The sequence below is a fragment of the Caulobacter sp. SRI_014 genome, assembly GCF_057586315.1.
In genome coordinates, this window is record NZ_JBYCZQ010000001.1 from 221,565 (window position 1) to 244,889 (window position 23,325).

Below are 23,325 nucleotides of genomic sequence, written 5' to 3' on the forward strand. Positions count from 1 at the left end.
AGGGGTTCGACTCACTACCAACGCGCCCGTTTGTCCAGCCGCCCCCACATCTGAATTCCGGAGCCCACGCCATGACCGACCTTCTTCCCGGCGTCACCGGCGTTCTGGTTCTCGCCGACGGCACGGTCCTGCAGGGGATCGGGGTCGGCGCCACGGGCGATGCGGTCGGCGAGGTCTGCTTCAACACCGCCATGACCGGCTACCAGGAGATCCTCACCGACCCCTCCTACATGGCCCAGATCGTCGCCTTCACCTTCCCGCACATGGGCAACACCGGGACCAACAGCGAAGACCTGGAACAGATGAGCGGCGGCTCCGAGACCGCCGCCCGCGGGGCCATCTTCCGCGACGCCCCGACCGAGCCGGCCAACTGGCGCGCCAATGCCACGCTGAATGACTGGATGAGCCGGCGCGGCGTCATCGGCCTGGCCGGCGTCGATACCCGCAGCCTGACCAAGCTGATCCGCGAAAAGGGCATGCCGCACGCGGTCATCGCCCACAGCCCGACCGGCGAGTTCGACATCCCCGCCCTGCAGGCCAAGGCCGCCGCCTGGTCGGGCCTGGTCGGCCTGGACCTGGCCAAGGACGCCACCACCCGCCAGACCTTCACCTGGGACGAGACCAGCTGGGAATGGGGCGAGGGCTACGGAAAGCTGGACGCGCCGAAGTATGAGGTCGTGGTCATCGACTACGGGGTCAAGCGCAACATCCTGCGCAGCCTGGCCTCCATCGGGGCCCGCGCCACCGTCGTGCCGGCCGACACCAGCGCTGCGGACATCCTGGCACGCAAGCCGGACGGCGTCCTGCTGTCCAACGGTCCGGGCGATCCGGCCGCGACCGGCGAGTACGCCGTGCCGGTGATCAAGGAACTGGTCGAGAGCGGCACGCCGGTGTTCGGCATCTGCCTGGGCCACCAGATGCTGGCCCGGGCTCTGGGCGCCCAGACGGTGAAGATGGAACAGGGCCACCACGGCGCCAATCACCCGGTCAAGGACCTGACCACCGGCAAGGTCGAGATCGTCTCGATGAACCACGGCTTCACCGTCGACCGCGACAGCCTGCCGGCCGCCGTCACCGAGACCCACGTCTCCCTGTTCGACGGCACCAACGCCGGTCTGGCCCTGACCGACAAGCCGGTGTTCAGCGTTCAGCACCACCCGGAAGCCTCGCCGGGCCCGATGGACAGCCTCTATCTGTTCGAGCGCTTCGCCGGCCTGATGGACAAGGCGAAGTAGGCCTCAGCCGATCACTTGCCAGGACCAGGTTTCGTCCAGGTCAGGGGAGTAGATGCCGTCGCTGCGTCCTTCGAGCCGCTTCTGCTGTTCGCTGCACAGGCGTTCGGCGGTCGCCGGCCCGAAATCGTTGTCGGGACCCGGAATCCCCAGCTGAGCCTGCAGCCGGCCGACCGCGTCGCTCTTCGAGCCGAAGCGCAGCCGGCGCAGATTGATCCAGTCTTCCGTGCCAGGCGCCTTGCCGTCGCGGCGCAGTCCAGAGGCGATCGCCGCCTCGGCCCCGGTGAGCAGGACATAGCGGTATTCCGCGCCGTTGTTGGCATTCCCGGCAAGGGCGCGAAACTTCGCCCAGGGCCCGGTATGCACGCCGCCCTCGGTCGCGTTTCCCACCACGGTCTGACAGCCCAGCGAGCTGAAGCCTTCGGTGGTCCTGTAGAAGGTCGGATGAATGTTGTCGCCGGGCGCGCAGACATCGACAGTGTCGCCCCGGTCGTAGCGCAGGTCGTCGGACGATCGGCGGACGACCACCGTGCGCGGCGCGGTCGGGGTCTTGCGCAGAAGGAAGCACCCCGGCCGTTTGTTGTGCACGCCGGAAATGTAGCGGTACATGCCGGTCGGCAACATGTTGCCCTGCTTGCGGTCGCGGCGCCATTCGGCCACCGCCTTGGCGTTCGGCACCGTCGAACCGGGGAACACGGCGATCTTGCCCGCCGCCCGGTCCCAGACCCCCAACACGCAGCGGGCCGAGTGGTGATCGGGCCGCCGGTCCACGAGCACCACGTCGGCTTCCCAGTCGTCCGAGGCGTCGAGAATTCCGCAGCCCCGCAGACCGAACAGGATCGGGGTCTTCACACCCTGGATCGGGAAGTCGTTGACGGCGCAGAGCTGCTCCAGGTCTTCGGCGGTCAGGGAGAAGGCCCCGCCGGGAGCGCGGCGCGCTTCCAGGTGCGCATAGTCGATCGTCAGGTCGTCGCTGGCCCAGACGACCCGAGACCGGGCGACGCGGGCGGCCTCTGCCGCCTCGTCGGGGGTGGGCGCCCGGGCGGCGGCGGCGACCGCATCCGGATCGGTGACGCCAAAGGCCTCGTCCTCGGTCGCCTCGGAAACGACTTCGGGCGGCACGCCCACCGGGGCCAGCAGTTTCGGCGGCGGAGCCGCCGCCTTCAGGCCCTTGGCGAACAGGACCGCCTCGGCCTCGCGCCGGCGGGACAGGCCCTTCTCGTTCACCGTCCCCATCCACAGCCGCTTCATGGCGCGGATCTGATCGGGAATGTCCGCGAAGCGCTGCTCCGCCATCGCCGCCCGGATGGCGCGCATCTCACGGTAGCGGTCCTTGGTGTCCTTCGCGGTCTTGGCGGCGTTGTAGCTGGCGCCGCGATTGAAGGTCAGGGACACCAGCACGCCGAAGCAGTCGGCAGGCAACAGGTTGCAGTTGGGGACGGCCGCCGTGGTCTTTTTCTCGGAATCCGGCACATCGATCGCGCGGTAGACCTGTTCGGCGGCCGACCAGGGGACGACGATGTCCTTGACGCCGGGCAGGGCGTTCCGGGCCGCCGTTCCGGTCAGGCCGATGACGGCCTTGAGACGGGTCCGAACCTCCGCCGACAACATCGGCCAGTTACGGTCCAGCGCCTCGGGCGTCGTGTGGCCCAGATCGTGGCCGATCCCGATGGTCACGCCGGAAGCGCCCTCGGGCCAGATCGGATGGATCAGGCGCTTGTTGTATTCGGCCTGGCTCGAGATCTCGAATTCCTTGATCAGCTCGAACGCCGCCTCGGAAATATGCGGTGCGCCGGGCGCCGGCGGCGGGGCGGCGGGCAGGCTGGCCGACAACAGGGCGCTCTCGGCGGCGCTACGGGCGAAATCGCTCTGCCGGTCGGCCATGAGGAAGGGGTCGACCGCGTGCATCTTGTTGTCGTCGCGCACCTTCTGGACGCTCTGCAGCCAGGCGCTCAGCAGTTGCCGGTTGACCCCGCCGCCGCTGGACGAGCTCTGGGTGATCCACAGCTGCCCATCGGCCGGACTACGCACGACCTGGACGATGTGATCGATGCCGTAGACCCGGGGCGGCGTATTCTGCTCCCAGCTGTGCTCCCCGAAATTGAGGCCGATAAGCATGCCCTCGCGCAGGGTTTCGGCCGTGATGGCTGCCCCGTGCAGCACCTGCCCTGTCCGGGCCTCGATGCCGCTGACGATGCCGTCGGAATGGGTGTTGAGCGCGCCGGTATCAGCCTTGTCGAAAATGACCTCGGGCGCGGCGTTGGCGTTGACCGTCGCGAAGGCGGCCGCGGTGATCTCGGCCACCCAGCCGGAACAGTCGATGGAGCCCTGACTGCTGTGCTTGCCGCCCAGCTTGTAGGTCACCACGCCGGCAGCCGCGACCGTCCGGCTCCACAGCACGGCATTGGCCGCCGCCGGGACGGGGATGGTCGAAGCGCTCAGCGGGGCCAGATAGCGTCGCGCCACATGCCCTTCGGGCCCGCCCGGCAGAACCTTCACCTTCCACCAGCTGTCGCCCAGCGAGTCCAGGGGCTCGACCAGCTGCCCCTTGGCCAGCACCGAGACCACGCCGGCTTCGAGCGCCGGACCCGAGCGCAGATTCAGACGATTGGCCGTCACCTGATAGCGGAGATCGCTCATGGCCGTCAGCCCACCGAGTTCAGGCGAGGATCGGCGGCGTCGCCGGCGCCGTCCGGCGTCGCCTTGCCGTGCGGCGCGACCTTGTAGGCGAGATAGGAGGCGTGGCTGATCCCCATCAGGATCACGAAGCCCTGCGAAAGCTCCGGCATGGACGGGAAGCCTGGGCCCGAGCCGGCCTTGGCGAAAGCGGCCCAGAGCGCCGCGCTGTAGACGCCGATCAGCAGCAAGGTGATGGCGAACTGCTGTACCTTGCCGAGGTCCGCCGAGCCGCCGTTCGAGACCTCGTCGCCGAGGAACATGTCGGACCAGGACGCCAGGTCCGGCGACGACAACGACAGGACACGGCCGTTCGCCTGCACCTGATCACCCGAAAGCCCGAGCTTCTGCTGGGTCCTGTCGAGTTGGCCGGCCGTCGCCGCGCCGTCGGTCTTGAGGCTGAGCAGCGAGGGGGTGGCGACAAACGACGCCGCCGATATCCCCATGGCGAACAGGAGCTCGGGTGGAATGTGGATGTCCAGCGGTCCCGTCGGCATCGGATCCGGCTTCAGGACCAGTTTCGCCAGGGCCTCCGGAATGTTGGCCCAGTCACTGATGTTGACCGCCGCCCCGGTGACCAGCGCCGAGACAACGACGATGGTCCACAGCGCCGCCTGAAACTTCGACAGGCTGACACGGTTGCGATTGTCGATCAGAACCCCTGCCAGCCGGCCATTGACCGATCCCCCCATGACCATGATCGCCATGGTCAGCAGGATCGCCGTGCAGGCCCAGACCACGGGAGGCTGGTTGATCCAGTGGCCGCCCTTGACCTCAACGAAACCGTTGAGCGTGGCGATCGCCGCGATCAGCACGATGAGCAGAAGAATGGCGAAGGCCGGATGCTTGTTCAGCGTCCGGAAAACCGATCTGTCCGATACTCGTCTGGGCATGACCCAATCCCCCATGTCGGTCGGGGAAAGGTTACTCCGATATCGACGTTATGCAATTAGAAAGGGTGTTGCACCCTTTGCTTCCATAGCTTGCCCGCCCGACGGTGCTTGCTGCGCTGAACGACGCATGGCCAAAATCCCCGCCGGGGAGAGGGCCGATCATGACCGAAGCAGCGACCACCGCCGACACGCCGCCGGCCAAGCAGCGCCTGGCCTCGATCGACATGCTGCGCGGCCTCGTCATCGTGCTGATGGCGCTGGACCATGTGCGGGACTACTTCCACGACAAGGCCTGGATCATGGATCCGCTGGATCCGGCCAGGACCGATCTGGCCCTCTATCTTACCCGCTGGGTGACGCATTTCTGCGCCCCGACCTTCATCCTGCTGGCCGGGATCAGCGCCTTTCTGCAGGGCTACAACGGCAAGGACACCAGATCGCTGTCCTGGTTCCTGGCCTCGCGCGGGCTGTGGTTGATCCTGCTCGAGCTGACGCTGATCAACTTCGGCTGGAACTTCAACATTCCAGGCTTCGCCCTGATCGTCATCTGGGCCATCGGCATTTCGATGATCGTGCTGGCCGGCCTCGTCTGGCTGCCGAGCCGGGCGGTGCTGGCCTTCGGCACAGGCATCATCGTGTTGCACAACCTGCTCGACGGCATCACCGCCCAGCAGCTCGGCGACCTCGGCCCCTGGTGGATGATCCTGCACCAGCCGGGGTGGAACGGCTTTGTCTTCATCTCCTACCCGCTGATCCCATGGATCGGGGTCATGGCCTTGGGCTATGGCCTTGGGCCCGTGTTCCAGATGGAGCCGGCCGCCCGGGCCCGCCTGCTGACCCGGCTTGGCCTGGGCATGATCGTCGCCTTCCTGCTGCTGCGGACCTTCAACCTCTACGGCGATCCGCGCCCCTGGAGAGACCAGCCGGGCGTGCTGCGCGACGGTTTCTCGCTGTTCAACGTCGCCAAATATCCGCCGTCGCTGTCCTACCTGCTGATCACGCTCGGCCCGGCGCTGATGCTGCTGCCCCACCTGGAAAAGGCCAGAGGCTGGTTCGCCGAAGTGCTGCTGGTCTACGGCCGCGCACCCCTGGCCTTCTACATCCTGCACATCTTCCTGGGGCACGCCCTGATGGTCGGCGTCGGCCTGGCGACCGGCTATCCGCTCAATGTCTTCCTGGGCTTCATGGCCAACCCGGGACCGCTGATCGACAGCGGCTGGGGCCATCCCCTGTGGGTGGTCTATCTGGTCTGGGCCATCGTGCTGGTGCTGCTCTATCCGGTCTGCCGATGGTGGGGCGACCTCAAGCGGCGGCGCCGCGACTGGTGGCTCAGCTACCTCTGACCGATCTGGGACTGGCGCCGGTCCAGCGCTTGAAGGCCCGTGAAAACGCCGCCGGGTCGGAGAAGCCCAGCAGGTAGGCCGTCTCGTTGACCGAGGCGTTCTGCTCGCCCAGGTATTCCAACGCCAGCCGGTGGCGCAGGCCATCCAGCACCTGGTCGAACCTCGTCCCCTCGGCCCGGAGCTGGCGGTAAAGCCGCTGGCGGCTGATCTTCAGGGCGGCGGCGACGCCGTCCATGCTCGGCTGGCCGCCGCGCACCATGGGCGTGAGCACCGCCTCGACTCGGCCCCGCGCCGACTTGGACCCGTCGAGGTCGGCCAGCTGGGCCTGCGCCCGTTCCGTCAGCAGGTCGCCGGCGTAGTCCGGCAGCAGGCCGACAGGCTGGCCCAACATGCGGTCATCGACCAGGAAGCCGTTGCGGTCGCTGCCGAACACCACCGGCACGGCGAAGATGCGCTCGAACTCGCCGGCATAGGCCGGGGTCGGGAAGGTGAAGTGGACCTCCTTCAGGGTGTCCGGCTGGCCGTGGCGGCGCGGGCCGCAGACCAGTTGGGCCAAGGCCGACTCGGTCAGCTCCGGGAAGACATCGGGATTGAGCCGGCGGTCGATCACCCAGACGCCCTTGCGGTCGCGGACCAGTTGGAAACGCTCGCCGTTGCCGCCGTTGCGCGTCTCGACGATCAGCCGCACGAAGCGGTTCAGCATGGTGAAGCCGCCGATCATGTCCGGAGCCGCCTGGCTGATCAGCCCGACGATGGAAACCTTCGAGATGTCGACCTGCTCGCCGTAGTGCAGGGCCAGGGCCGGATCGCCGGTCGCGGCCTTGGCGGCGCGCATCAGGGCGACATAGGCGTTGAACGGCACGCGGCTGGTCACATCCTCCAGCGCCGCCGCCGCGATCCCGGCGGCGGCCAGCAGGGCGCCCCGGTCGCCCCCCTTGCGGACCGCGAAGTCGAGCAGGCCGCGCGCGAAGCCGGCGCCGACGGTGAACTCTGCGGTCATGGTTTTGATGCCCGGCGTCATGTCCAAGTCCGGCCCGATGGATAGCCTCAAGGCGAGTAGGGGACCATAGCCTTGACCATCTCAGTACCTGTTCCGCGTCCGCGTGCCACGCCCGACCAGCTGCTCGTCAGGACCGCCGCCGTCTGGCTGGTCGTCGCCCTGATCGGCCAGTGGGCCTTCCTGACCTACATCGCCGGCTTCTACGGGCCGACCACGCTCAGTGGCGATTTCGAGGCCTGGACCCGCAACAGGATGCTCGACAACGCCTACCGCCCGGGCGACCTGATCGGCAACCTGACCTTCGGGGCCCACGCCCTGCTGGCCGGGATCATCGCCTTTGGCGGCGGCCTGCAGGTGATGCCGCAGGTCCGGGCGCGCTGGCCGAGGTTCCACCGCTGGAACGGGCGGGTCTTCCTGATCACGGCGGTGTCGTTGAGCCTGACCGGCCTGGGGCTGATCTGGTTGCGCTCTCCGGAGCCGGCGAAGGTGAGCAGCTGGGCGATCACCGGCAACGCGGTGCTGATCCTGACCTTCGCGGGCCTTGCCTACAAAACCGCGCGCGCCCGGGACTTCGTCAGCCATCGGCGTTGGGCCCTGCGGCTGTACCTCGTCTCCAACGCCCAGTGGTTCACGCGGGTCGGCTTCGTGGTCTGGATGATGTTCAGCCGCGGCATCGGTCTGAAGGGCGTCAACGGCACGGCCTTTCTGGTCTGGACCTTCGGCTGTTACCTGCTGCCGCTGGCGGTGCTGGAACTCTACCTGCGGGCCAGAGACAGCAACAGCGGCGCTTTCAAGCTGACGGCGGCCTGGGTGCTGGGCGCCTTCACCCTGCTGATGGCCATCGGCGCGGTGATCTTCTCCTTCGTCTCGATCCGTATCGCCAACGGCGGGACGATGTAGCTGGCAGCTGGCATGGTCCCCGCCCGCATCTGTCAGAACCGGCTAGAGGTCAGAATTTCGAATGGTCTCGCTTGACTCGTTCGAGCAGGGCGGCGACCGGCGCATCGCCCGTCCCCTCGATCTGCACCAAGCCTTCCTTGAGAAAGGCGAAGCAGACCCCGCCGTACCGTCCATCCCCGCTGACCTGCACGGCATATCCGACACCACGTTCCAGAGCCGTCGGCGGCGCCTTTTCCCAAGCCCCAACCGGCGCCTGGCCATAGCGCAGACGCTGCCCCGACGACGCAGCCTCTCCGACATGACGCACGTTGATCGTCCACAGGCTTTTGCCGTTCGCCAGATCGTAGACGTTCAGGCTTCCCGGAAACTCGAGCAACCGCCCGAAGGCGAGCGGCGATGGGTCCACGAAGGTAATGTCCAGCGCGTCAGGTGTTCCCGAAAGGCGAACACCGCATCCGCGCGTACAGCCGGCCAGCGGCAGGGCGCCCAGGGCGGCGAGAAGGGTCCGCCGGGTGCTGCTCAAGGCGCTTTCCGCTCCGTGTTCGCCTTTCCGGGTGGCGTCTGGTCGATGACCAGCAGGACCACCGGCTGGGTCCCCATCGCCGTGCCGGTGTGCCACTGGTCGCGGGCCTCGACGATGGTGGCGCCGGGCTTGAACTCGGCCGAGGTCCCGGTGTCGAGGTTGCGCACGGTGATCGACCCGGACTCGACATAGGCGTAGCGCTGGTAGGGATGCTTGTGGATCGGCAGGCTGGTCCCGGCGGCGATGGTGACGCGGCTGATGGTCAGGGTCAGGGGACCCTCAGGGGCGAGAATCGGTTGACCGGAGTTGGTCGCCTCATACGTACCCAGGACGTGGGCTTCAGGGGCCTGGGCGACCGCGGGCAAGGCCGCCGCGAGCGTCAGGATGGCGATGAAGGCGGCGGATTTCATGGTCTTGTCTCCCTTCAGGCAGAGTGAGCGAACAAAGGGGCCCGATCAACGCTTGCCCTACCCCCCTCCCCCCTCTAAACGGGCGCCTTAGCCTGAATGAGAATACACAGGGGGACGGGCGCGCTGCTGCGCGACCGCCCCTGTTCGCGCACCGGAACGACGAATGCCCAAACGCACCGACATCAAGTCCATCCTGATCATCGGCGCCGGCCCCATCGTCATCGGCCAGGCCTGCGAGTTCGACTACTCCGGCGTCCAGGCCTGCAAGGCCCTTCGCGCCGAGGGCTTCCGCATCATCCTGGTCAACTCCAACCCCGCCACCATCATGACCGATCCGGACGTGGCGGACGCAACCTACATCGAACCCATCACGCCGCAGATGGTCGCCAAGATCATCGAGAAGGAGCGGCCCGACGCCCTGTTGCCGACCATGGGCGGCCAGACGGCGCTGAACACCGCCCTGGCCCTCGAATCCATGGGGGTGCTGGAAAAGTTCGGGGTCGAGATGATCGGCGCCAAGGCCGAGGTCATCGACAAGGCCGAAGACCGCCAGAAATTCCGTGACGCCATGGACAAGCTGGGCCTCGAAAGCCCCAAGTCGCGGGCAGCCCACACCATGGACGAGGCCCTCGAAGGCCTCGACTTCGTCGGCCTGCCGGCCATCATCCGGCCGAGCTTCACCCTGGCCGGCACCGGCGGCGGCATCGCCTACAACGTCGAGGAATTCCGCGAGATCGTTGAACGTGGCCTCGACCTCTCCCCCACCACCGAGGTCCTCATCGAGGAGAGCGTGCTGGGCTGGAAGGAGTATGAGATGGAGGTCGTCCGCGACAAGGCGGACAACTGCATCATCGTCTGCTCCATCGAGAACATCGACCCGATGGGCGTCCATACCGGCGATTCCATCACCGTCGCCCCGGCGCTGACCCTGACCGACAAGGAATACCAGCGCATGCGGGCGGCCAGCATCGCCGTGCTGCGCGAGATCGGGGTCGAGACCGGCGGCTCGAACGTGCAGTTCGCCGTGAACCCGGCCGACGGCCGCATGGTCGTCATCGAGATGAACCCGCGCGTGTCGCGGTCCTCGGCCCTGGCGTCAAAGGCCACCGGCTTCCCGATCGCGAAAATCGCGGCAAAGTTGGCGGTCGGCTACACCCTCGACGAACTGGACAACGACATCACCGGCGGCGCCATGCCGGCCAGCTTCGAACCCAGCATCGACTACGTCGTCACCAAGATCCCGCGCTTCGCCTTCGAGAAATACCCGGGCAGCGAGCCCTACCTGACCACCAGCATGAAGTCGGTCGGCGAGGTCATGGCCATCGGCCGCACCTTCGCCGAGAGCCTGCAGAAGGCCCTGCGCGGCCTGGAGACCGGCCTCACCGGCCTCGACGAGATCGCCATCCCCGGCGCCGATGATCCGGACAACGCCCACGCCGCCGTGCTGCGGGCGTTGGGCAACCCGACCCCCGAACGCCTGCTGGTCATCGCCCAGGCCTTCCGTCACGGCCTGACCGTCGAGGAAGTGAACCAGGCCTGTTCCTACGAGCCCTGGTTCCTGCGCCAGATCCAGGACCTGGTCCGCGAAGAGGGCCTGGTCCGCGCCGCCGGGCTGCCCGCCGCGCAGGGCCTGCGCCGGCTGAAGGCCAAGGGCTTCTCCGACGCCCGCCTGGCCAAGCTGACCGACCTGACCGAGATGGAGGTGCGCGCCCGCCGCCATGCCCTCAACGTCCGCCCCGTGTTCAAGCGCATCGACACCTGCGCCGGCGAGTTCGCCGCCACCACGCCCTACATGTACTCGACCTACGAGACCGGCGCGCTCGGCCAGGCGCCCGATTGCGAATCCGACCCTTCGGACAAGAAGAAGGCCATCATCCTCGGCGGCGGTCCCAACCGCATCGGCCAGGGCATTGAATTCGACTACTGCTGCTGCCACGCGGCCTTCGCGCTGGCCGAGATCGGCGTCGAGTCGATCATGGTCAACTGCAACCCCGAGACTGTCTCGACCGACTACGACACCTCCGACCGCCTCTACTTCGAGCCCCTGACGGCCGAGGACGTGCTGGAACTCATCGCCGTCGAGCAGAGCAAGGGCACGCTACTCGGCGTCATCGTCCAGTTCGGCGGCCAGACCCCGCTGAAGCTGGCCCATCCGCTGGAACAGGCCGGCGTGCCGATCCTCGGCACCAGCCCCGACGCCATCGATCTCGCCGAAGACCGCGAGCGCTTCCAGCAACTGCTCCACCGCCTGAACATCGCCCAGCCGCGCAACTCCCTGGCCCGCAGCGCCGAACAGGCCATCGCCGCCGCCGACGAGGTCGGCTTCCCGGTGGTCATCCGTCCGTCCTACGTGCTGGGCGGCCGGGGCATGGAGATCGTCCACGACCACGCCCAGCTGGAGCGCTACATCGCCACCGCCGTGCAGGTCAGCGGAGACTCTCCCGTCCTCATCGACCAGTACCTGAGCCGCGCCACCGAGGTGGACGTCGACGCCCTCTGCGACGGCAAGGACGTCTTCGTCGCCGGTGTCATGGAGCATATCGAGGAGGCCGGCGTGCACTCGGGCGACAGCGCCTGTTCCCTGCCTCCCTTCTCCCTGCGTCCCGAGACCATCGAGGAGCTCAAGCGCCAGACCACCGAGATGGCCCTGGCCCTCAACGTGCGCGGCCTGATGAACGTGCAGTTCGCCATCGAGGAGCCGCTGGGCGACAATCCGCGCATCTACGTCCTCGAAGTGAACCCCCGCGCCAGCCGCACCGTGCCGTTCGTCGCCAAGGCCGTCGGCTTCCCGGTTGCCGCCATCGCCGCCAAGCTGATGGCCGGCGTGCCGCTGGCCTCCTTCGGCCTCGTGCAGGGCGAGCCCGACCACATCGCCGTCAAGGAAGCGGTCTTCCCCTTCGCCCGCTTCCCGGGCGTCGACACCATCCTCGGTCCCGAGATGCGCTCGACCGGCGAGGTCATGGGCCTCGACTGGAAGCGCGAGGGCGAGACCGACCTCGCCCCAGCCTTCGCCCGCGCCTTCTCCAAGAGCCAGCTGGGCGGCGGCGTCGAGCTACCGCGCTCGGGCTGCGCTTTCGTCTCGGTGCGCGACGCCGACAAGGGCCTGATCCTTGAGCCGGTGAAGACCCTGCTGGCCGCCGGCTTCCGAGTGCTGGCGACCAGCGGCACCTGCGCCTGGCTCAAGGAGCAGGGCGTGGAGGTCGAGTTCGTCCGCAAGGTGCTGGAGGGCCGCCCCCACATCGTCGACGCCATGAAGAACGGCGAGGTCCAGCTGGTCATCAACACGACCGAGGGCAAGCAGTCCCTGGCCGACAGCTTTGAAATCCGCCGCACGGCCCTGATGATGAAAATCCCCTACTACACCACGGCCGCCGGAGCGGCCGCGGCGGCCCAGGCCATCGCCACGGCGGGGACCGAACAACTCGAGGTTCGCCCCCTGCAAAGCTACGCGTAGGGTCTGAAAATTCAGGGCATTTGACGAAGTTTGGGCGCTAAAAGAACGTCGTTCGGACTTTGGTAACCCTCCCATGTGAACGCGGAAGCATGACTGTTTCCGCGCCCGCCTCCGACGCCGGCTGCGCCCCTCGGGGCCGCGCCAGCTGGGCCCTGCCCTTCGCGGTGATGGCCCTGAGCACGGTCGCGGTCGTCGTCCTGGCCGCCGCCCCCTCGCGCGCCGACGCCATGGCCGCCGTCTATCCGCCCTGGTGGACGCCCGCCCGCGCCGCGGCCTCGGCCGCCGGTGAAGGCCGGCTGCAGGCCGTCGGGGCCGGCAACATCCTGGTGGTCGCCTCTGACCAGCCCGGCCTTCACCGCCGCCTGCGCGCCTCCGGGGCGCTGCTGCTCATCGATTCCCGTCTGGCGTCGCTCTGCCTCGCCCCCCAACCCAGAGACCCCGCATGACCTTCCTCGACATCCAGGGCCAGCGCCGCCAGACCGCCGTCGTCGTTGTCGGCCTGATGTGGCTGCTGATGCCGGTCATCCTGCTGTCGCGGGTCGTGCTCGGCGCGGATTGGGTGACCCTGGGCCTGGCCAGCCTGGCCGCCGCCGCCGCCGCCACCGCCGCCTGGCGCGGCCTGGCCGAGGCCCCGCCGGCGCGGGCCACCCTGGGGGTTCTGCTGATGGCCCAGGTCTCGCTGCTGGTCGCCGCCTTCCAGGGCCATGCCTGGCAGGCCGACATGCACATGGCCTACTTCGCCGCCCTGGCCGTGCTGGCCGGCTTCTGCGACTGGCGGACCATCGCCGTCGGTACGGCTACGGTCGCCATCCACCACCTGCTGCTCAATTTCGCCCTGCCCGCCGCTGTCTTCCCGGGTGAGGGCAGCCTCAGCCGGGTCATCGTCCATGCCGTGATTCTGGTCGCCGAGGCCGGCGTCCTGCTGGTCTCCACCCGCAACCTCGACGCCCTGTTCGCCGGCCTTGAACTGCGCGCCGTCGAGGCCCGCCAAGCCCTCGCCGCCGCCGAAACCGCCGGCCAGGAAGCCGCCGCAGCCCAGGCCGCCCGCGCCCGGATCGAGACCCAGGGGGCCGAAGAGCGGGCCGCCGCCCAGGCCAGCCAGCAGGCTGTGGTCACCGCCCTCGGCGAGGCCCTCGAACGTCTGGCCGCCCGCGACCTGTCGGTCCGCATCCAGGCAGCCTTCCCGCCCGAGTACGAGCAGTTGCGCGGCCACTTCAACGGCGCCGTCGAGGCGCTCGGCGAGACCCTGACCACCGTCCTGCGCGCCGCCGAAGCCCTCAACGCCAATGCCGACCAGATCGCCCACGCCTCCGATGATCTGTCGCGCCGCACCGAGAACCAGGCCGCCGGCCTGGAGCAAACCGCCGCCGCCATGGACCAGCTGACCGCCTCGGTCCGCCGCAGCGCCGAGGGCTCGCGCGAGGCCGCCGGTCTGGTCGCCACCGCCCGTGGCTCGGCCGAGAGCTCGGCCGAGGTGGTGCAGCAGGCTACCGCCGCCATGAGCGCCATCGAGGAAAGCTCGCGCCAGATCGGCCAGATCATCGGTGTCATCGACGAGATCGCCTTCCAGACCAACCTGCTGGCCCTCAACGCCGGCGTCGAAGCGGCCCGGGCCGGCGAGGCGGGTCGCGGCTTCGCCGTCGTCGCCTCCGAAGTGCGGGCCCTCGCCCAGCGCTCCGCCGACGCCGCCAAGGAGATCAAGGTCCTGATCAGCGCGTCCACCGGCCATGTCGGCGAAGGGGTGCGGCTGGTCGGGGCCACCGAAGCGGCCTTGCACGGCATCGCCGAACAGGTCGGCCGCATCGCCGGGTTGGTCAGCGAGATGGCCTCCTCTGCCCAGGAACAGGCCACCGGCCTCTCCGAGGTCAACAGCGCCGTCAACGAGATGGACCAGCTGACCCAGCAGAACGCCGCGATGGTCGAGCAGAGCACCGCCGCCGCCCACAGCCTGCGCGAGGAGTCCGGGGCCATGACCGCCGCCGTCCGCCGCTTCGGCCTTGGCGGCGGGGGAAGCGCCATGGCCGCGCCCCGCCCCGCTGCCCGGCCTGCCGCGCCGCCCTCCCTGGCCGGCGCCGGCCACCGCGCCGCGCCGAACCAGACCCTCAGGCAGGCGCGCGCCCGCATCCAGGCCTTCGCCGGCGGTGGCCAGCCGACCGTCAGCTCCGACGGGTGGGAAGAGTTCTGATCGCCTGACTGGACGGCGCCGGGCGGGCAGGACACTCTCGCGCCCTTCGGGGGAGTGTATCGCCAGTGTCCGTGCGTCTGTTGGTCCTGCTGCTGTCGCTGGTCGGCCTGTTCAGCCTCGGCGGCGGCCCGCCGTCCGGCGCGATCAGCTATCTCGCGGTCACGACCATGACCAAGGGCGTGGCCAACTGCCGGCCCCAGTCGGCGCGCAAGACCACCCTTGCAGCCTTCCGCGACCTGCCCTCCTTCATCCAGCCGGAGTGCGTGCGGGTGCGCGGTCTGCTCGTCGACGGCCTGCTCTTCGCCAGCCTGGACGACTACCACCGGTCCGGCGGAACCAACTCGCCGCTCGGTGAGGTCTGGGGCCTGATCGCCGACGATCATCCCGAACTTCTCAAGGCCACGTCGCCGAAGGCGACATGGGTCGAGCTGACCGGTGTCGTCGCCCACTGCACCGGCAGCTACTACCCTTGGGCGGGCCCGCGCGGCCGCTACTGTGACGAAACCACCGGGCGGGTCCTGATCGTCAAGGACGCGCGCAAGGGCAAGCCCTTCACCCTCGAACGCATGGGCTCGGAAGCCGAACGCGCCCGCTTCGCCGCCCTGCTCGACCTGCGCGATGACAATCCGGAGGCCGCCGAGGTGCGAGCCCTGGCGGGTCGCTGGGTCGCGGCGCTGCAAGGCGGCGACCTCGCTCGCTTCCTGGCCATCGCCAAGCTGGGCAACACCCATCCGGGGCCGCAGGAGAAGCTGTTCACCGACCCGGAGTGGCAGTCGGTGCGCGACCCGGCCCGGGCGATTCCGCTGCGCGTCTTCGGCGAGAACTACCCGGAGGAAAAGTATCCCTCCTGGGACTACTATGCCTGCCTCTGCAGGGAGGCCGACTGCACCGGCCGCTGGCCGATCACCGGGTGGGATGCGGCGCTGAACCCCCGGCATCCCTATGTCTGCACGGAGATCAAACGAGGCTGGCCGGATCGCAAGTCCTGGAGCCTCTGGATGAGTGAAGACAACCGCACCATCCGCGAACCCGCCGCCCCCAGGCCCTGACCCGGAACCGCCCATGCCCAGCCCCGCCCGCCTCGCCGCCTTCATCGCCCTGGTCGAGGCCGGCGATTATGTGAAAGCCATCGAGGACTTCTACGCCGAGCACGCCACCGGCCAGGAGAACCTCGGCCGCATCACCGTCGGCCGCGCCGCCCTGGTGGCCAAGGAAGAGGCCGCCCTGGCCCGCGGTCCCATCGCCACCGCCAAGGGGTCCATCTTCACGATCGGCGGCGATTACGCGGCCATCCGCTGGGTCTTCGACATCGGCGGCGGCAGGATGCTGGACGAGATCGCCTGGCAGCGCTGGGAGGGCGACCGCATCGTCGAGGAACGGTTCTACTACGATCCGGCGCAGATGACCGGCTGAACCCGGCTGGACTTGCCCGCCCCGCGCCTTAGCTTGGCGAAGACACAGGAAAAGCCGCCATGCTGATCGTCCACCACCTCAACAACTCCCGCTCCCAGCGCGTGCTGTGGCTGCTGGAAGAGCTCGCCCTGCCCTACGAGATCGTCCACCACCAGCGGGACGCCAAGACCATGCTGGCCCCGCCGTCGCTGAAGGCGGTTCATCCGCTCGGCAAGTCGCCGGTGGTCGTCGACGGCGACTATGTGCTGGCCGAGACCGGGGCGATCATCGAGTACCTGTGCGAAAAGGCCGGCGGCAAACTGCGCCCCGCGGCGGGCACGCCCGAGCGCTTGGCCTGGACCTACTGGCTGCACTACGCCGAGGGCTCGGCCATGTCGCCCTTGCTGCTCAAGCTGATCTTCGGCAGCCTGCCGGACCGCGCCCCCGGTTTGATGAAGCCGCTGGTCAAGGGCATCGCCAACCAGGCTCTGAAAAGCTTCGTCGACCCTCAGCTGAAGACCCACTTCGACTACTGGGAAAGCGTGCTGGCCCAGGTTCCCTGGTTCGCCGGCCAGGAGTTCAGCGCCGCCGACATCATGATGAGCTTCCCCCTGGAAGCCGGCGCCCAGCGCGGCGACGTCAGGGTCGGCCGGCCCCGGATCGCCAAGTTCCTGGAGACCATCCACGCCCGCCCGGCCTATCGCGTGGCGCTCGAGAAGGGCGGCCCGTACGCCTTCGCGGACTAGAGATCAGCCGCCAGCACCACGTCGTCGTAATAGTTCTCGCCGACGTGGAAGACCCGGGTGCCGACCTGGCTGAATCCATGCTTCGAATAGAAGGCGATGGCGCGGTGGTTCTCGCCATAGGCGCCGAGCAGCAACCGCCTGGCGCCCCGGGCCCGCGCCGCGGCCTTGGCGGCGTCCATCAGCCGAAGCCCGAGCCCCGTGCCGTGGAACCGATGCAGGCTGTAGATGCGCTTCAGCTCCAGGTCGCCCTCGCCCAGCGCCACCGGCAGGTCGGGCTTGCAGACCATGGCATAGCCGATGGGCGCCGCGCCCGGCTCCATGGTCGCCAGGAACAGGTCCACCCCGGGGTCGGCCAGCAGCGCCGCATAGCTGCCTGGATCATGCGTGCCTTCGCCGAACAGCAGCATGTCGCCGCCCGCGACGATGCCGGCGTAGGTCTCCAGGAAGGTGGCGCGGGCCACCATCGACAGGCGTTTTTCGTCGCCGGCGACGGCGGGGCGGATGCTGATCTCCATGCCGCCTTGGACCGCGCCGAACGGACCTTGTCTAGCCCCCGGCGATCAGCAACCCCGCCCCCAGCGCGATGGCCGCCACCCCGACCATCCGGCCCCGCGTCAGCCGCTCTTTCAGGAAGACCACGGCGATCAGCACGGCGAACAGGATCGAGGTCTCGCGCAGGGCCGCCAGCCGGGGCGTATCCCCCAGCCGCAGGGCCCAGAGCGCCAGGCCGTAGGTGAGGATCGACAGGGCCCCGGCCGTCAGCCCCGCCTTCCACTCGGCCCGCGCCGAGACGATGAAGGCCGGCCCGCGCCAGAGGGCGAAGATGGCGGCGATGCCGAAGCCGAGCGAGAGAAACACCCAGACGATGTAGCTGGGCGCGCTCGGCGCCGCCCGCACGCCTTGCGCGTCGATGACCGTGTAGAGGGCGATAGTCGCCCCCGTCGCCAGCGCCCAGCCGAGGGCCCGGCGGTCGACCTGCTTGCCCAGGCCCACGGTCAGCACCCCGGCGGAAACCAGCCCGATGCCGCCCGCCGTCAGCCAGCCGACCGGCTCGTCGAACAGCGCCACCGCCACGATCGCCGCCAGCAACGGCGCCACACCCCGCAGAATCGGATAGGCGACCGTCATGTCGGCCCGCTCGAAGGCCTTGATCAGGCAGACCAGGTAGACGAGGTGGGTGATCCAGCTGCCGGCCAGCCATCCCCAGGCCCCATGCGGCAGGGGCACGAAGAAGGCGGCCGGCAGGATCAGGAAGCCGGAGAAGCCGTCGATCAGCGCCCGGCTCGACATCTTGTCCTGGCCGGACTTGAGGTTGGCGTTGACCACCGCATGGATCGCTCCGCTGGCCAGCATCATCAGGGCGGCGAGGGGAAGCGCGGTCATGGCAGGGACCCTGACCCCGTTCCCTGCCGTCAAGCAAGGTGGACGCCGCCCCGGCCGATTGGCATGGTTGTTAACCAATCGCCGGCTTGGGGGCCCGCCATGAATCTCGACCTGATCAAGCGCCGGCTCGGCTGGTACGGCCTGGCCTGGATGGGCGGCTTCCTGCTGGTGCTGTTGATCGTGCTGGCCGGCTTCTTCCTGTTCGGAGCCGACGTCGTCGATCTGGCCGACATCCTGATCCCCGTCGGCCTGGGCGTTCTGACCCTGGCCCTGGTCGGCGTGGTGCTGCGCGACCTCTTCGCCCGCCAGACCATCGGCACGCGGGTGGCCATCCTGCTGCTGGCCGCCCTGCTGTTCCTGCCCCTGCTGTGGTCGCCGGTGGCGGCCACCGTCGCCGCCGCCTGGGTCGCCGACCGCTCCATCGAGTACTCCAGCGCCTACGCCCAGTTCCGCATTACCATCAGCCAGCTGCTCTATCCGATGGCCCAGGCCGTCAGTTCCGGCGCCGCCTTCGAGCTGGCCTGGCAGGCCTTCCAGCTGGTCGCCTCCTTCATCGGCTTCCTGTCGTCGCTACTGCAGGTCATCGCCTTCCTGCGCCGGCTGTTCGCCGCCAACTCGGTCGATGAGTTCGTCGAGGAGATGACCGCGCCGGCCGAAGACATCGCGACGGACGCGCCGCAAACCTGAAGGGGTTGCTCTGAAGCCCCGACAATGCTGAAACCGCGCCCTTCTCGGGATCAGCCTTGCAATATCGTACCGACATCGACGGCCTGCGGGGCCTGGCCGTTCTGGCGGTGTTCGCCGGACACCTGGGCCTGCCCATGGCGCAAGGCGGCTTTGTCGGCGTCGACGTCTTCTTTGTCATTTCCGGCTTCGTCATCGCCGGGGTGGTCACGCGGCGCCAGGCGGCCGGCAAGTTCTCGCTGATCGACTTCTGGGAGCGGCGCACGCGGCGCCTGCTGCCGGCCGTGCTGGCGATGATCGCCGGGACGACCGCGATGGCCTGTTTCCACATGTTCCCGGACGAGCTGGTGAAATATGCCGGCTCCAGCCTGTCGACACTCGGCTTCGCGGCCAACATCTGGTTCTGGCAGACGATCGACTACTTCTCCGCCCCGCCGGACATGCACCCGCTGCTGCACGCCTGGTCGCTGGGGGTCGAGGAGCAGTTCTACATCGTCTTCCCGCTGCTGATGATGGGTCTGTGGCGCTGGGCGCCCCGGGCCATCAAGCCGGTGCTGGGCGCCATCGCCATCGCCTCGTTCGCGCTTGGCCTCTACTGGATGGCCGACCATCCGTCCGACGCCTTCTACCTGCCGCTGACCCGGGCCTGGGAGCTGCTGCTGGGCGTGCTGTTAGCCAAGGGCGCGATCCCGACGCCGAGCGGCCGGCGCATCCGCTCCGTCTTCGGCCTGGTGGGCCTGGGCCTGATCCTGTGGGCCATCGCCACCTACCAGCCGCACACCGCCATGCCCGGCATCGCCGCGCTCGCCCCCTGCCTCGGGACCCTGATGCTGCTGGCGGCCGGCGAGGACACGCCGACGGGCGCCCTGCTGTCGATCCCGCCGATGCGGTTCTACGGCTTCATCTCCTACAGCCTCTACCTGTGGCACTGGCCGCTGATCTCCTTCCAGCGGATGCTGTTTGGCGAGCAGGCCGGGCCGGTCGCGCCTTACGTCGTGCTGGCCATCGCCGTGGTGCTGGCGACCCTGAGCTGGAAGCTGATCGAGACGCCGATCCGCGACCGCCGCGACGGGCTGTCGACCGGGAAGTTCTACCTTGTCGCCCTGCTCGCCACCCTGGTCGTCGCCGCGCCCAGCCTGGTCATCCTGGCGACCAAGGGCCTGCCGGGCCGCTTCAGCCCCGAGGTCCACGCCATCGCCAAGAGCGCCGAGCGCACGCCGCGCCGGCTGGAGGCCTGCCTGCCGATGCCCGACGGCGCCCTGACCGCCTGGCCGGCCGGCTGTATCGACCCGGTCCCCGGCAAGCCCAACTACCTGCTGATCGGCGACAGCCACGCCAGCCACCTCTGGTACGGCCTGCAACAGGCCCACCCCGAGGCCGAGCTGCTGCAGGGCACCGTCTCCAGCTGCCGCATGACCCGCGAGCCGGCCCATGACGCCACCGCCCAGTGCCGCCGCCTTTCGCGCGCCCTCTACGAACGCCTGGAAAGACAGCCGCCCGACCGCGTCTACCTGGCTGGCCTGTGGTTCGAGGCCGACGCCCAGGCGGTCGCCGACACGCTTGCCTGGTTCAAGGCCCACGGGATTGCGGTCGTTCTGATCGGCCCGGGCCCGCAGTACGAACAGAGCCTTCCCCGGCTGCTTGCCCTGGGCGAACACCTGGGCCAGCCCGATCTGGCGGTCCGCCGCCGCAAGCACTATCGCGACGCCGTCGAAGGCATCATGGCCGACAAGGCCAGGGCCGCCGGGGTTCCCTACCTGTCGATCTGGCAGGCTATCTGCCCGGGTGACATCTGCGAGACCCGCACGGCGGACGGCAAGCCGATGCAGTGGGATTCAGGACATCTGTCCAAGCCTGGCTCGGTCATCGTCGGACAGCGTCTGGCGCTCCAGGAAAGCCGCCGTTAGGCGAACCCAAAACACCGAACATCGGGCGGCAAATGCGGCGCCGCAGCATTCCCCTTGCTTTTCAAACCCCGCGCGACTAGTTTCGACGCCCCCGGACGCCTCCGCCCGCGGCCGGCTTTTTACCAGTTTCTACATTCCTCCCAGGGCGAACCGAGCGAACTTTCCCATATGGAAAAGGTACCGATGACCGCCGGGGGCTATAGCGCCCTCGACGAGGAACTGAAGCGTTTGAAGACGCTGGAGCGACCGGCCGTAATCGCCGCGATCGCCGAAGCCCGTGCGCACGGCGACCTCAGCGAAAACGCCGAATACCATGCCGCCAAGGAGCGTCAGGGCTGGATCGAAGGCCGCATCGCCGAGATCGAGGACAAGATCGCCCGCGCCCAGGTCATCGACGTGTCCAAGCTGTCGGGGGCGCAGGTGAAGTTCGGCGCCACGGTCAGCGTGGTCGACGAGGACACCGAGGAAGAGGCCCGCTACCAGATCGTCGGCGAACACGAAGCCGACGTGAAGGGTGGCCGCATCTCCATCGCCTCGCCCATCGCCCGCGCGATGATCGGCAAGGAAATGGGCGACGTGGTCGAGGTCAACACCCCCGGCGGCGTCAAGGCCTACGAAATCCTCAAGGTCGAGTGGCTCTAAAGCCGCTGGTCTGCACGGAAGTTGGCCGGGTGGCGTCCGCCACCCAAACTCAAGAAAAAGAAGAATGGGCGGTCGCAAGGCCGCCCTTCTGCTTGCCTAAAGACCCGATCAGGTCTTGAAGGTCCCGCCATGAGCAAAGCGCCGCGTGCGAAGAAGGCCGAGCCGCCGCCCATCACGATCTGGGCGGTGTCGGACGGCCGCGCCGGCATCGAGGCCCAGGCCGTGGGTCTGGCCGACGCCGTGGCCCGCCAGCGCAAGGCCCAGGTTGTCGTCAAACGCATTTCCTGGACCGGCCAGACCGGCCGCCTGCCCTGGTGGCTGAACCTGATGCCCCGGCGCTGGCTGCGCGGCAACGACTTCGCCCCGCCCTGGCCGGACATCATGATCGCCGCCGGCCGCGCCACCCTGCCCCTGTCGATCCGCATGCGCCGCTGGACCTCGGGCAAGACCTTCGTCGTCCAGATCCAGGACCCGCGCACCCCGCTGCATTTCTTCGACCTGGTCGCCCCGCCCAACCATGACCGGGTCAAGGGCGACAACGTCGTCTCGATCACCGGCTCGCCGCACCGGCTGAGCCCCGAGCGCCTGAAGGCCGACTACGCCGCCTTCGCCGATCAGATCGACCCCCTGCCCCATCCGCGCGTCGCCGTGCTGGTCGGCGGCAAGTCGAAGGCCTTCGATCTTTCGCAGGAACGCGCCGCCGCCATCGCCAACAGTCTCGTTTTGCCGCTGGAGCAGGAGGGGGGCAGCCTGCTGATGACCTTCTCCCGGCGCACGCCGCAGAAGGCGCGCGACCTGCTGGCCGCGCGCCTGGGCGATCGGCCCGGGATCATCTGGGACGGCGAGGGCCCGAACCCCTATTTCGCCTTCCTGGAAGCCGCCGACTACATCCTCGTCACCGAGGACAGCGCCAACATGGCCACCGAGGCGGCCAGCACCGGCAAGCCGGTGTTCATCGTCAAGATGGACGGCCAGAGCCTGAAGTTCCGCCTGCTGCACGAGGAACTCGAGGCCAAGGGCGCGGCCCGCCCCTGGGGCGGCGCCTTCCATGGCTGGACCTATGAGCCGTTGCGCGAGACCGACCGGCTGGCCGGGGAAATCCTCAGCCGCGTGGATGCCCGCCTGAACGGGTGACGCTTGCCCGCGTCTGCGGCTATGGTCGCCAGATTAGCGTTTCGGGGGAGTGTCTCATGTCTATCGTCCGTATCCTGGCCGGCCTGCTGGTCGCCGCCGTTCTCGCCGGGGCCGCACCTGCGGCCCTTGCCCAGCCGGCGGGTCAGGCCGCCGCCAAGGCGCCGGTGATCACCGACCAGATGCGCCAGGAGTTCCGTCAGGGCTTCATCAAGGGCAGCGGCGGCATGATGCGCTATCTGGTCGAGGACTTTCCTGAAGACTACCTGCCCTTCGAAACCGAGATCATCACGGCGGTCCTGAGCGGCGCCAATATCGAAAGCCTCAGGCCCCGGATCGTCACCTTCATCACCGGGGTGAACGCCAAGCTCTATACCGGCATCGAAAACGCCCCCGACAAGGACCTGGTGGCCTGGTCCCAGTCGCAGGTCGCCCTGGCCAGGATCCTGTCCACCTACGACACCACGGCCTGCCGGCGGATCATGGAGGGTGAGACCTCCGACGATCTCTACGGCCCCCTCAAGGCCGATCCCCGGAGCAAGGACGCGGTGACCCAGTTCATCAACGCCAGCCTCGAGGCGGCCCGCGCCGGCCGCCGCACGCCGGTCCAGCGGTCGCCCGCCGTGCTGGCCGAGCTCCAGCCCGTGCTGAAGATTTACCGCGCCGCCAAGGGCGACGAAGACTGGATTACGGCGCTGGAGCCGGCCGAGGTCGAGCGCTTCACCGACGATGAACGCTGCCGCTATAACCTGCTCTGGTTCGGCGCCGTCCTGAAGCAGCCGCCCGCGATCGCCGCCAAGATTCTGATGACCGAGTAGCCTTTG

Annotated in this window: 21 protein-coding genes; 14 read left to right on the forward strand and 7 right to left on the reverse strand. The window is 68.6% G+C overall.

All coding sequences use genetic code 11. The features are described 5' to 3' along the window. Window positions 1-71 precede the first annotated feature (71 nt). On the forward strand, window positions 72-1,235 hold the full coding sequence (carA, locus tag AC2YG9_RS01335; protein ID WP_487296121.1) for a glutamine-hydrolyzing carbamoyl-phosphate synthase small subunit: 1,164 nt from the start codon (window positions 72-74) through the stop codon (window positions 1,233-1,235). Between the two features lie 3 nt (window positions 1,236-1,238). On the opposite strand, the gene AC2YG9_RS01340 is transcribed toward carA, so the two are convergent. Next, a complete protein-coding gene (locus AC2YG9_RS01340) occupies window positions 1,239-3,872 on the reverse strand; it encodes an SH3 domain-containing protein (protein ID WP_487296122.1) in 2,634 nt (877 codons plus the stop codon). A 5-nt stretch (window positions 3,873-3,877) separates the two neighbouring features. After that, entirely contained in the window at window positions 3,878-4,801 is a 924-nt protein-coding gene (locus AC2YG9_RS01345) for a hypothetical protein (protein ID WP_487296123.1), read from the reverse strand. Window positions 4,802-4,962: 161 nt separating this feature from the next. Between AC2YG9_RS01345 and AC2YG9_RS01350 the strand changes: the two genes are divergently transcribed. Further along, entirely contained in the window at window positions 4,963-6,144 is a 1,182-nt protein-coding gene (locus tag AC2YG9_RS01350) for an acetyltransferase domain-containing protein (RefSeq protein ID WP_487296124.1), read from the forward strand. On the opposite strand, the gene AC2YG9_RS01355 is transcribed toward AC2YG9_RS01350, so the two are convergent. After that, window positions 6,131-7,144 carry an AraC family transcriptional regulator gene (locus AC2YG9_RS01355; protein WP_487296125.1) on the reverse strand — a complete coding sequence of 338 codons (1,014 nt, stop codon included), beginning with the start codon at window positions 7,142-7,144 and terminating at the stop codon, window positions 6,131-6,133. The two genes, AC2YG9_RS01350 and AC2YG9_RS01355, sit on opposite strands and share 14 nt — an antisense overlap. Window positions 7,145-7,216: 72 nt before the next feature. Between AC2YG9_RS01355 and AC2YG9_RS01360 the strand changes: the two genes are divergently transcribed. Then, a complete protein-coding gene (locus AC2YG9_RS01360; RefSeq protein WP_487296126.1) occupies window positions 7,217-8,044 on the forward strand; it encodes a DUF2306 domain-containing protein in 828 nt (275 codons plus the stop codon). Window positions 8,045-8,093: 49 nt separating this feature from the next. Here AC2YG9_RS01360 and AC2YG9_RS01365 read toward each other — a convergent pair whose 3' ends face one another. Continuing rightward, entirely contained in the window at window positions 8,094-8,567 is a 474-nt protein-coding gene (locus AC2YG9_RS01365; RefSeq protein ID WP_487296127.1) for a hypothetical protein, read from the reverse strand. After that, a complete protein-coding gene (locus tag AC2YG9_RS01370) occupies window positions 8,564-8,977 on the reverse strand; it encodes a cupin domain-containing protein (protein ID WP_487296128.1) in 414 nt (137 codons plus the stop codon). Before AC2YG9_RS01370 ends, AC2YG9_RS01365 begins: the two co-directional genes overlap by 4 nt. Window positions 8,978-9,140: 163 nt before the next feature. On the opposite strand from AC2YG9_RS01370, the gene carB reads away from it, so the two are divergent. The 6 genes from carB (at window position 9,141) to AC2YG9_RS01400 (ending at window position 16,754) form a co-directional block, all read left to right on the forward strand. Beyond that, complete coding sequence (gene carB / locus AC2YG9_RS01375) at window positions 9,141-12,431, forward strand: carbamoyl-phosphate synthase large subunit (protein WP_487296129.1); 3,291 nt, start codon at window positions 9,141-9,143, stop codon at window positions 12,429-12,431. Window positions 12,432-12,520: 89 nt separating this feature from the next. Further along, window positions 12,521-12,877, forward strand: a complete 357-nt coding sequence (locus tag AC2YG9_RS01380; protein WP_487296130.1) for a hypothetical protein — start codon at window positions 12,521-12,523, stop codon at window positions 12,875-12,877. Then, window positions 12,874-14,616, forward strand: a complete 1,743-nt coding sequence (locus AC2YG9_RS01385; RefSeq protein ID WP_487296131.1) for a methyl-accepting chemotaxis protein — start codon at window positions 12,874-12,876, stop codon at window positions 14,614-14,616. The genes AC2YG9_RS01380 and AC2YG9_RS01385 overlap by 4 nt, the downstream gene beginning before the upstream one ends. 65 nt (window positions 14,617-14,681) lie before the next feature. Continuing rightward, window positions 14,682-15,665: a hypothetical protein gene (locus AC2YG9_RS01390; protein WP_487296132.1), complete on the forward strand. Its 984-nt coding sequence runs from the start codon at window positions 14,682-14,684 to the stop codon at window positions 15,663-15,665. Between the two features lie 13 nt (window positions 15,666-15,678). Beyond that, window positions 15,679-16,029 carry a nuclear transport factor 2 family protein gene (locus AC2YG9_RS01395; RefSeq protein ID WP_487296133.1) on the forward strand — a complete coding sequence of 117 codons (351 nt, stop codon included), beginning with the start codon at window positions 15,679-15,681 and terminating at the stop codon, window positions 16,027-16,029. A gap of 59 nt (window positions 16,030-16,088) precedes the next feature. Continuing rightward, entirely contained in the window at window positions 16,089-16,754 is a 666-nt protein-coding gene (locus AC2YG9_RS01400; protein WP_487296134.1) for a glutathione S-transferase, read from the forward strand. On the opposite strand, the gene AC2YG9_RS01405 is transcribed toward AC2YG9_RS01400, so the two are convergent. Both AC2YG9_RS01405 and AC2YG9_RS01410 read right to left on the reverse strand, forming a co-directional pair. Next, the gene (locus AC2YG9_RS01405; RefSeq protein WP_487296135.1) at window positions 16,751-17,269 is read right to left on the reverse strand and encodes an N-acetyltransferase family protein; all 519 of its coding nucleotides are present in this window, start codon (window positions 17,267-17,269) and stop codon (window positions 16,751-16,753) included. The genes AC2YG9_RS01400 and AC2YG9_RS01405 overlap by 4 nt on opposite strands. Window positions 17,270-17,300: 31 nt before the next feature. Then, window positions 17,301-18,137 carry an EamA family transporter gene (locus tag AC2YG9_RS01410; protein WP_487296136.1) on the reverse strand — a complete coding sequence of 279 codons (837 nt, stop codon included), beginning with the start codon at window positions 18,135-18,137 and terminating at the stop codon, window positions 17,301-17,303. Between the two features lie 99 nt (window positions 18,138-18,236). Here AC2YG9_RS01410 and AC2YG9_RS01415 point away from each other — a divergent pair, with 99 nt between their 5' ends. The 5 genes from AC2YG9_RS01415 (at window position 18,237) to AC2YG9_RS01435 (ending at window position 23,319) form a co-directional block, all read left to right on the forward strand. Continuing rightward, on the forward strand, window positions 18,237-18,824 hold the full coding sequence (locus AC2YG9_RS01415; protein WP_487296137.1) for a hypothetical protein: 588 nt from the start codon (window positions 18,237-18,239) through the stop codon (window positions 18,822-18,824). A gap of 56 nt (window positions 18,825-18,880) precedes the next feature. After that, window positions 18,881-20,728 carry an acyltransferase family protein gene (locus AC2YG9_RS01420; protein ID WP_487296138.1) on the forward strand — a complete coding sequence of 616 codons (1,848 nt, stop codon included), beginning with the start codon at window positions 18,881-18,883 and terminating at the stop codon, window positions 20,726-20,728. A 168-nt stretch (window positions 20,729-20,896) separates the two neighbouring features. Then, window positions 20,897-21,370 carry a transcription elongation factor GreA gene (gene greA, locus AC2YG9_RS01425; RefSeq protein ID WP_487296139.1) on the forward strand — a complete coding sequence of 158 codons (474 nt, stop codon included), beginning with the start codon at window positions 20,897-20,899 and terminating at the stop codon, window positions 21,368-21,370. Window positions 21,371-21,499: 129 nt separating this feature from the next. Then, entirely contained in the window at window positions 21,500-22,504 is a 1,005-nt protein-coding gene (locus tag AC2YG9_RS01430; RefSeq protein ID WP_487296140.1) for a mitochondrial fission ELM1 family protein, read from the forward strand. 56 nt (window positions 22,505-22,560) lie between these two features. After that, window positions 22,561-23,319, forward strand: a complete 759-nt coding sequence (locus AC2YG9_RS01435; RefSeq protein ID WP_487296141.1) for a hypothetical protein — start codon at window positions 22,561-22,563, stop codon at window positions 23,317-23,319. Window positions 23,320-23,325: the final 6 nt, after the last annotated feature.

Coding starts and splice junctions, on each gene's coding strand:
- greA (WP_487296139.1), top strand. CDS start 20,897: ATGGAAAAGGTACCGATGACCGCCGGGGGCTATAGCGCCCTCGACGAG.
- AC2YG9_RS01385 (WP_487296131.1), top strand. CDS start 12,874: ATGACCTTCCTCGACATCCAGGGCCAGCGCCGCCAGACCGCCGTCGTC.
- AC2YG9_RS01435 (WP_487296141.1), top strand. CDS start 22,561: ATGTCTATCGTCCGTATCCTGGCCGGCCTGCTGGTCGCCGCCGTTCTC.
- AC2YG9_RS01400 (WP_487296134.1), top strand. CDS start 16,089: ATGCTGATCGTCCACCACCTCAACAACTCCCGCTCCCAGCGCGTGCTG.
- AC2YG9_RS01405 (WP_487296135.1), bottom strand. CDS start 17,269: ATGGAGATCAGCATCCGCCCCGCCGTCGCCGGCGACGAAAAACGCCTG.
- AC2YG9_RS01415 (WP_487296137.1), top strand. CDS start 18,237: ATGAATCTCGACCTGATCAAGCGCCGGCTCGGCTGGTACGGCCTGGCC.
- AC2YG9_RS01380 (WP_487296130.1), top strand. CDS start 12,521: ATGACTGTTTCCGCGCCCGCCTCCGACGCCGGCTGCGCCCCTCGGGGC.
- AC2YG9_RS01345 (WP_487296123.1), bottom strand. CDS start 4,801: ATGCCCAGACGAGTATCGGACAGATCGGTTTTCCGGACGCTGAACAAG.
- AC2YG9_RS01350 (WP_487296124.1), top strand. CDS start 4,963: ATGACCGAAGCAGCGACCACCGCCGACACGCCGCCGGCCAAGCAGCGC.
- AC2YG9_RS01340 (WP_487296122.1), bottom strand. CDS start 3,872: ATGAGCGATCTCCGCTATCAGGTGACGGCCAATCGTCTGAATCTGCGC.
- AC2YG9_RS01410 (WP_487296136.1), bottom strand. CDS start 18,137: ATGACCGCGCTTCCCCTCGCCGCCCTGATGATGCTGGCCAGCGGAGCG.
- AC2YG9_RS01355 (WP_487296125.1), bottom strand. CDS start 7,144: ATGACCGCAGAGTTCACCGTCGGCGCCGGCTTCGCGCGCGGCCTGCTC.
- carB (WP_487296129.1), top strand. CDS start 9,141: ATGCCCAAACGCACCGACATCAAGTCCATCCTGATCATCGGCGCCGGC.
- carA (WP_487296121.1), top strand. CDS start 72: ATGACCGACCTTCTTCCCGGCGTCACCGGCGTTCTGGTTCTCGCCGAC.
- AC2YG9_RS01395 (WP_487296133.1), top strand. CDS start 15,679: ATGCCCAGCCCCGCCCGCCTCGCCGCCTTCATCGCCCTGGTCGAGGCC.
- AC2YG9_RS01370 (WP_487296128.1), bottom strand. CDS start 8,977: ATGAAATCCGCCGCCTTCATCGCCATCCTGACGCTCGCGGCGGCCTTG.
- AC2YG9_RS01430 (WP_487296140.1), top strand. CDS start 21,500: ATGAGCAAAGCGCCGCGTGCGAAGAAGGCCGAGCCGCCGCCCATCACG.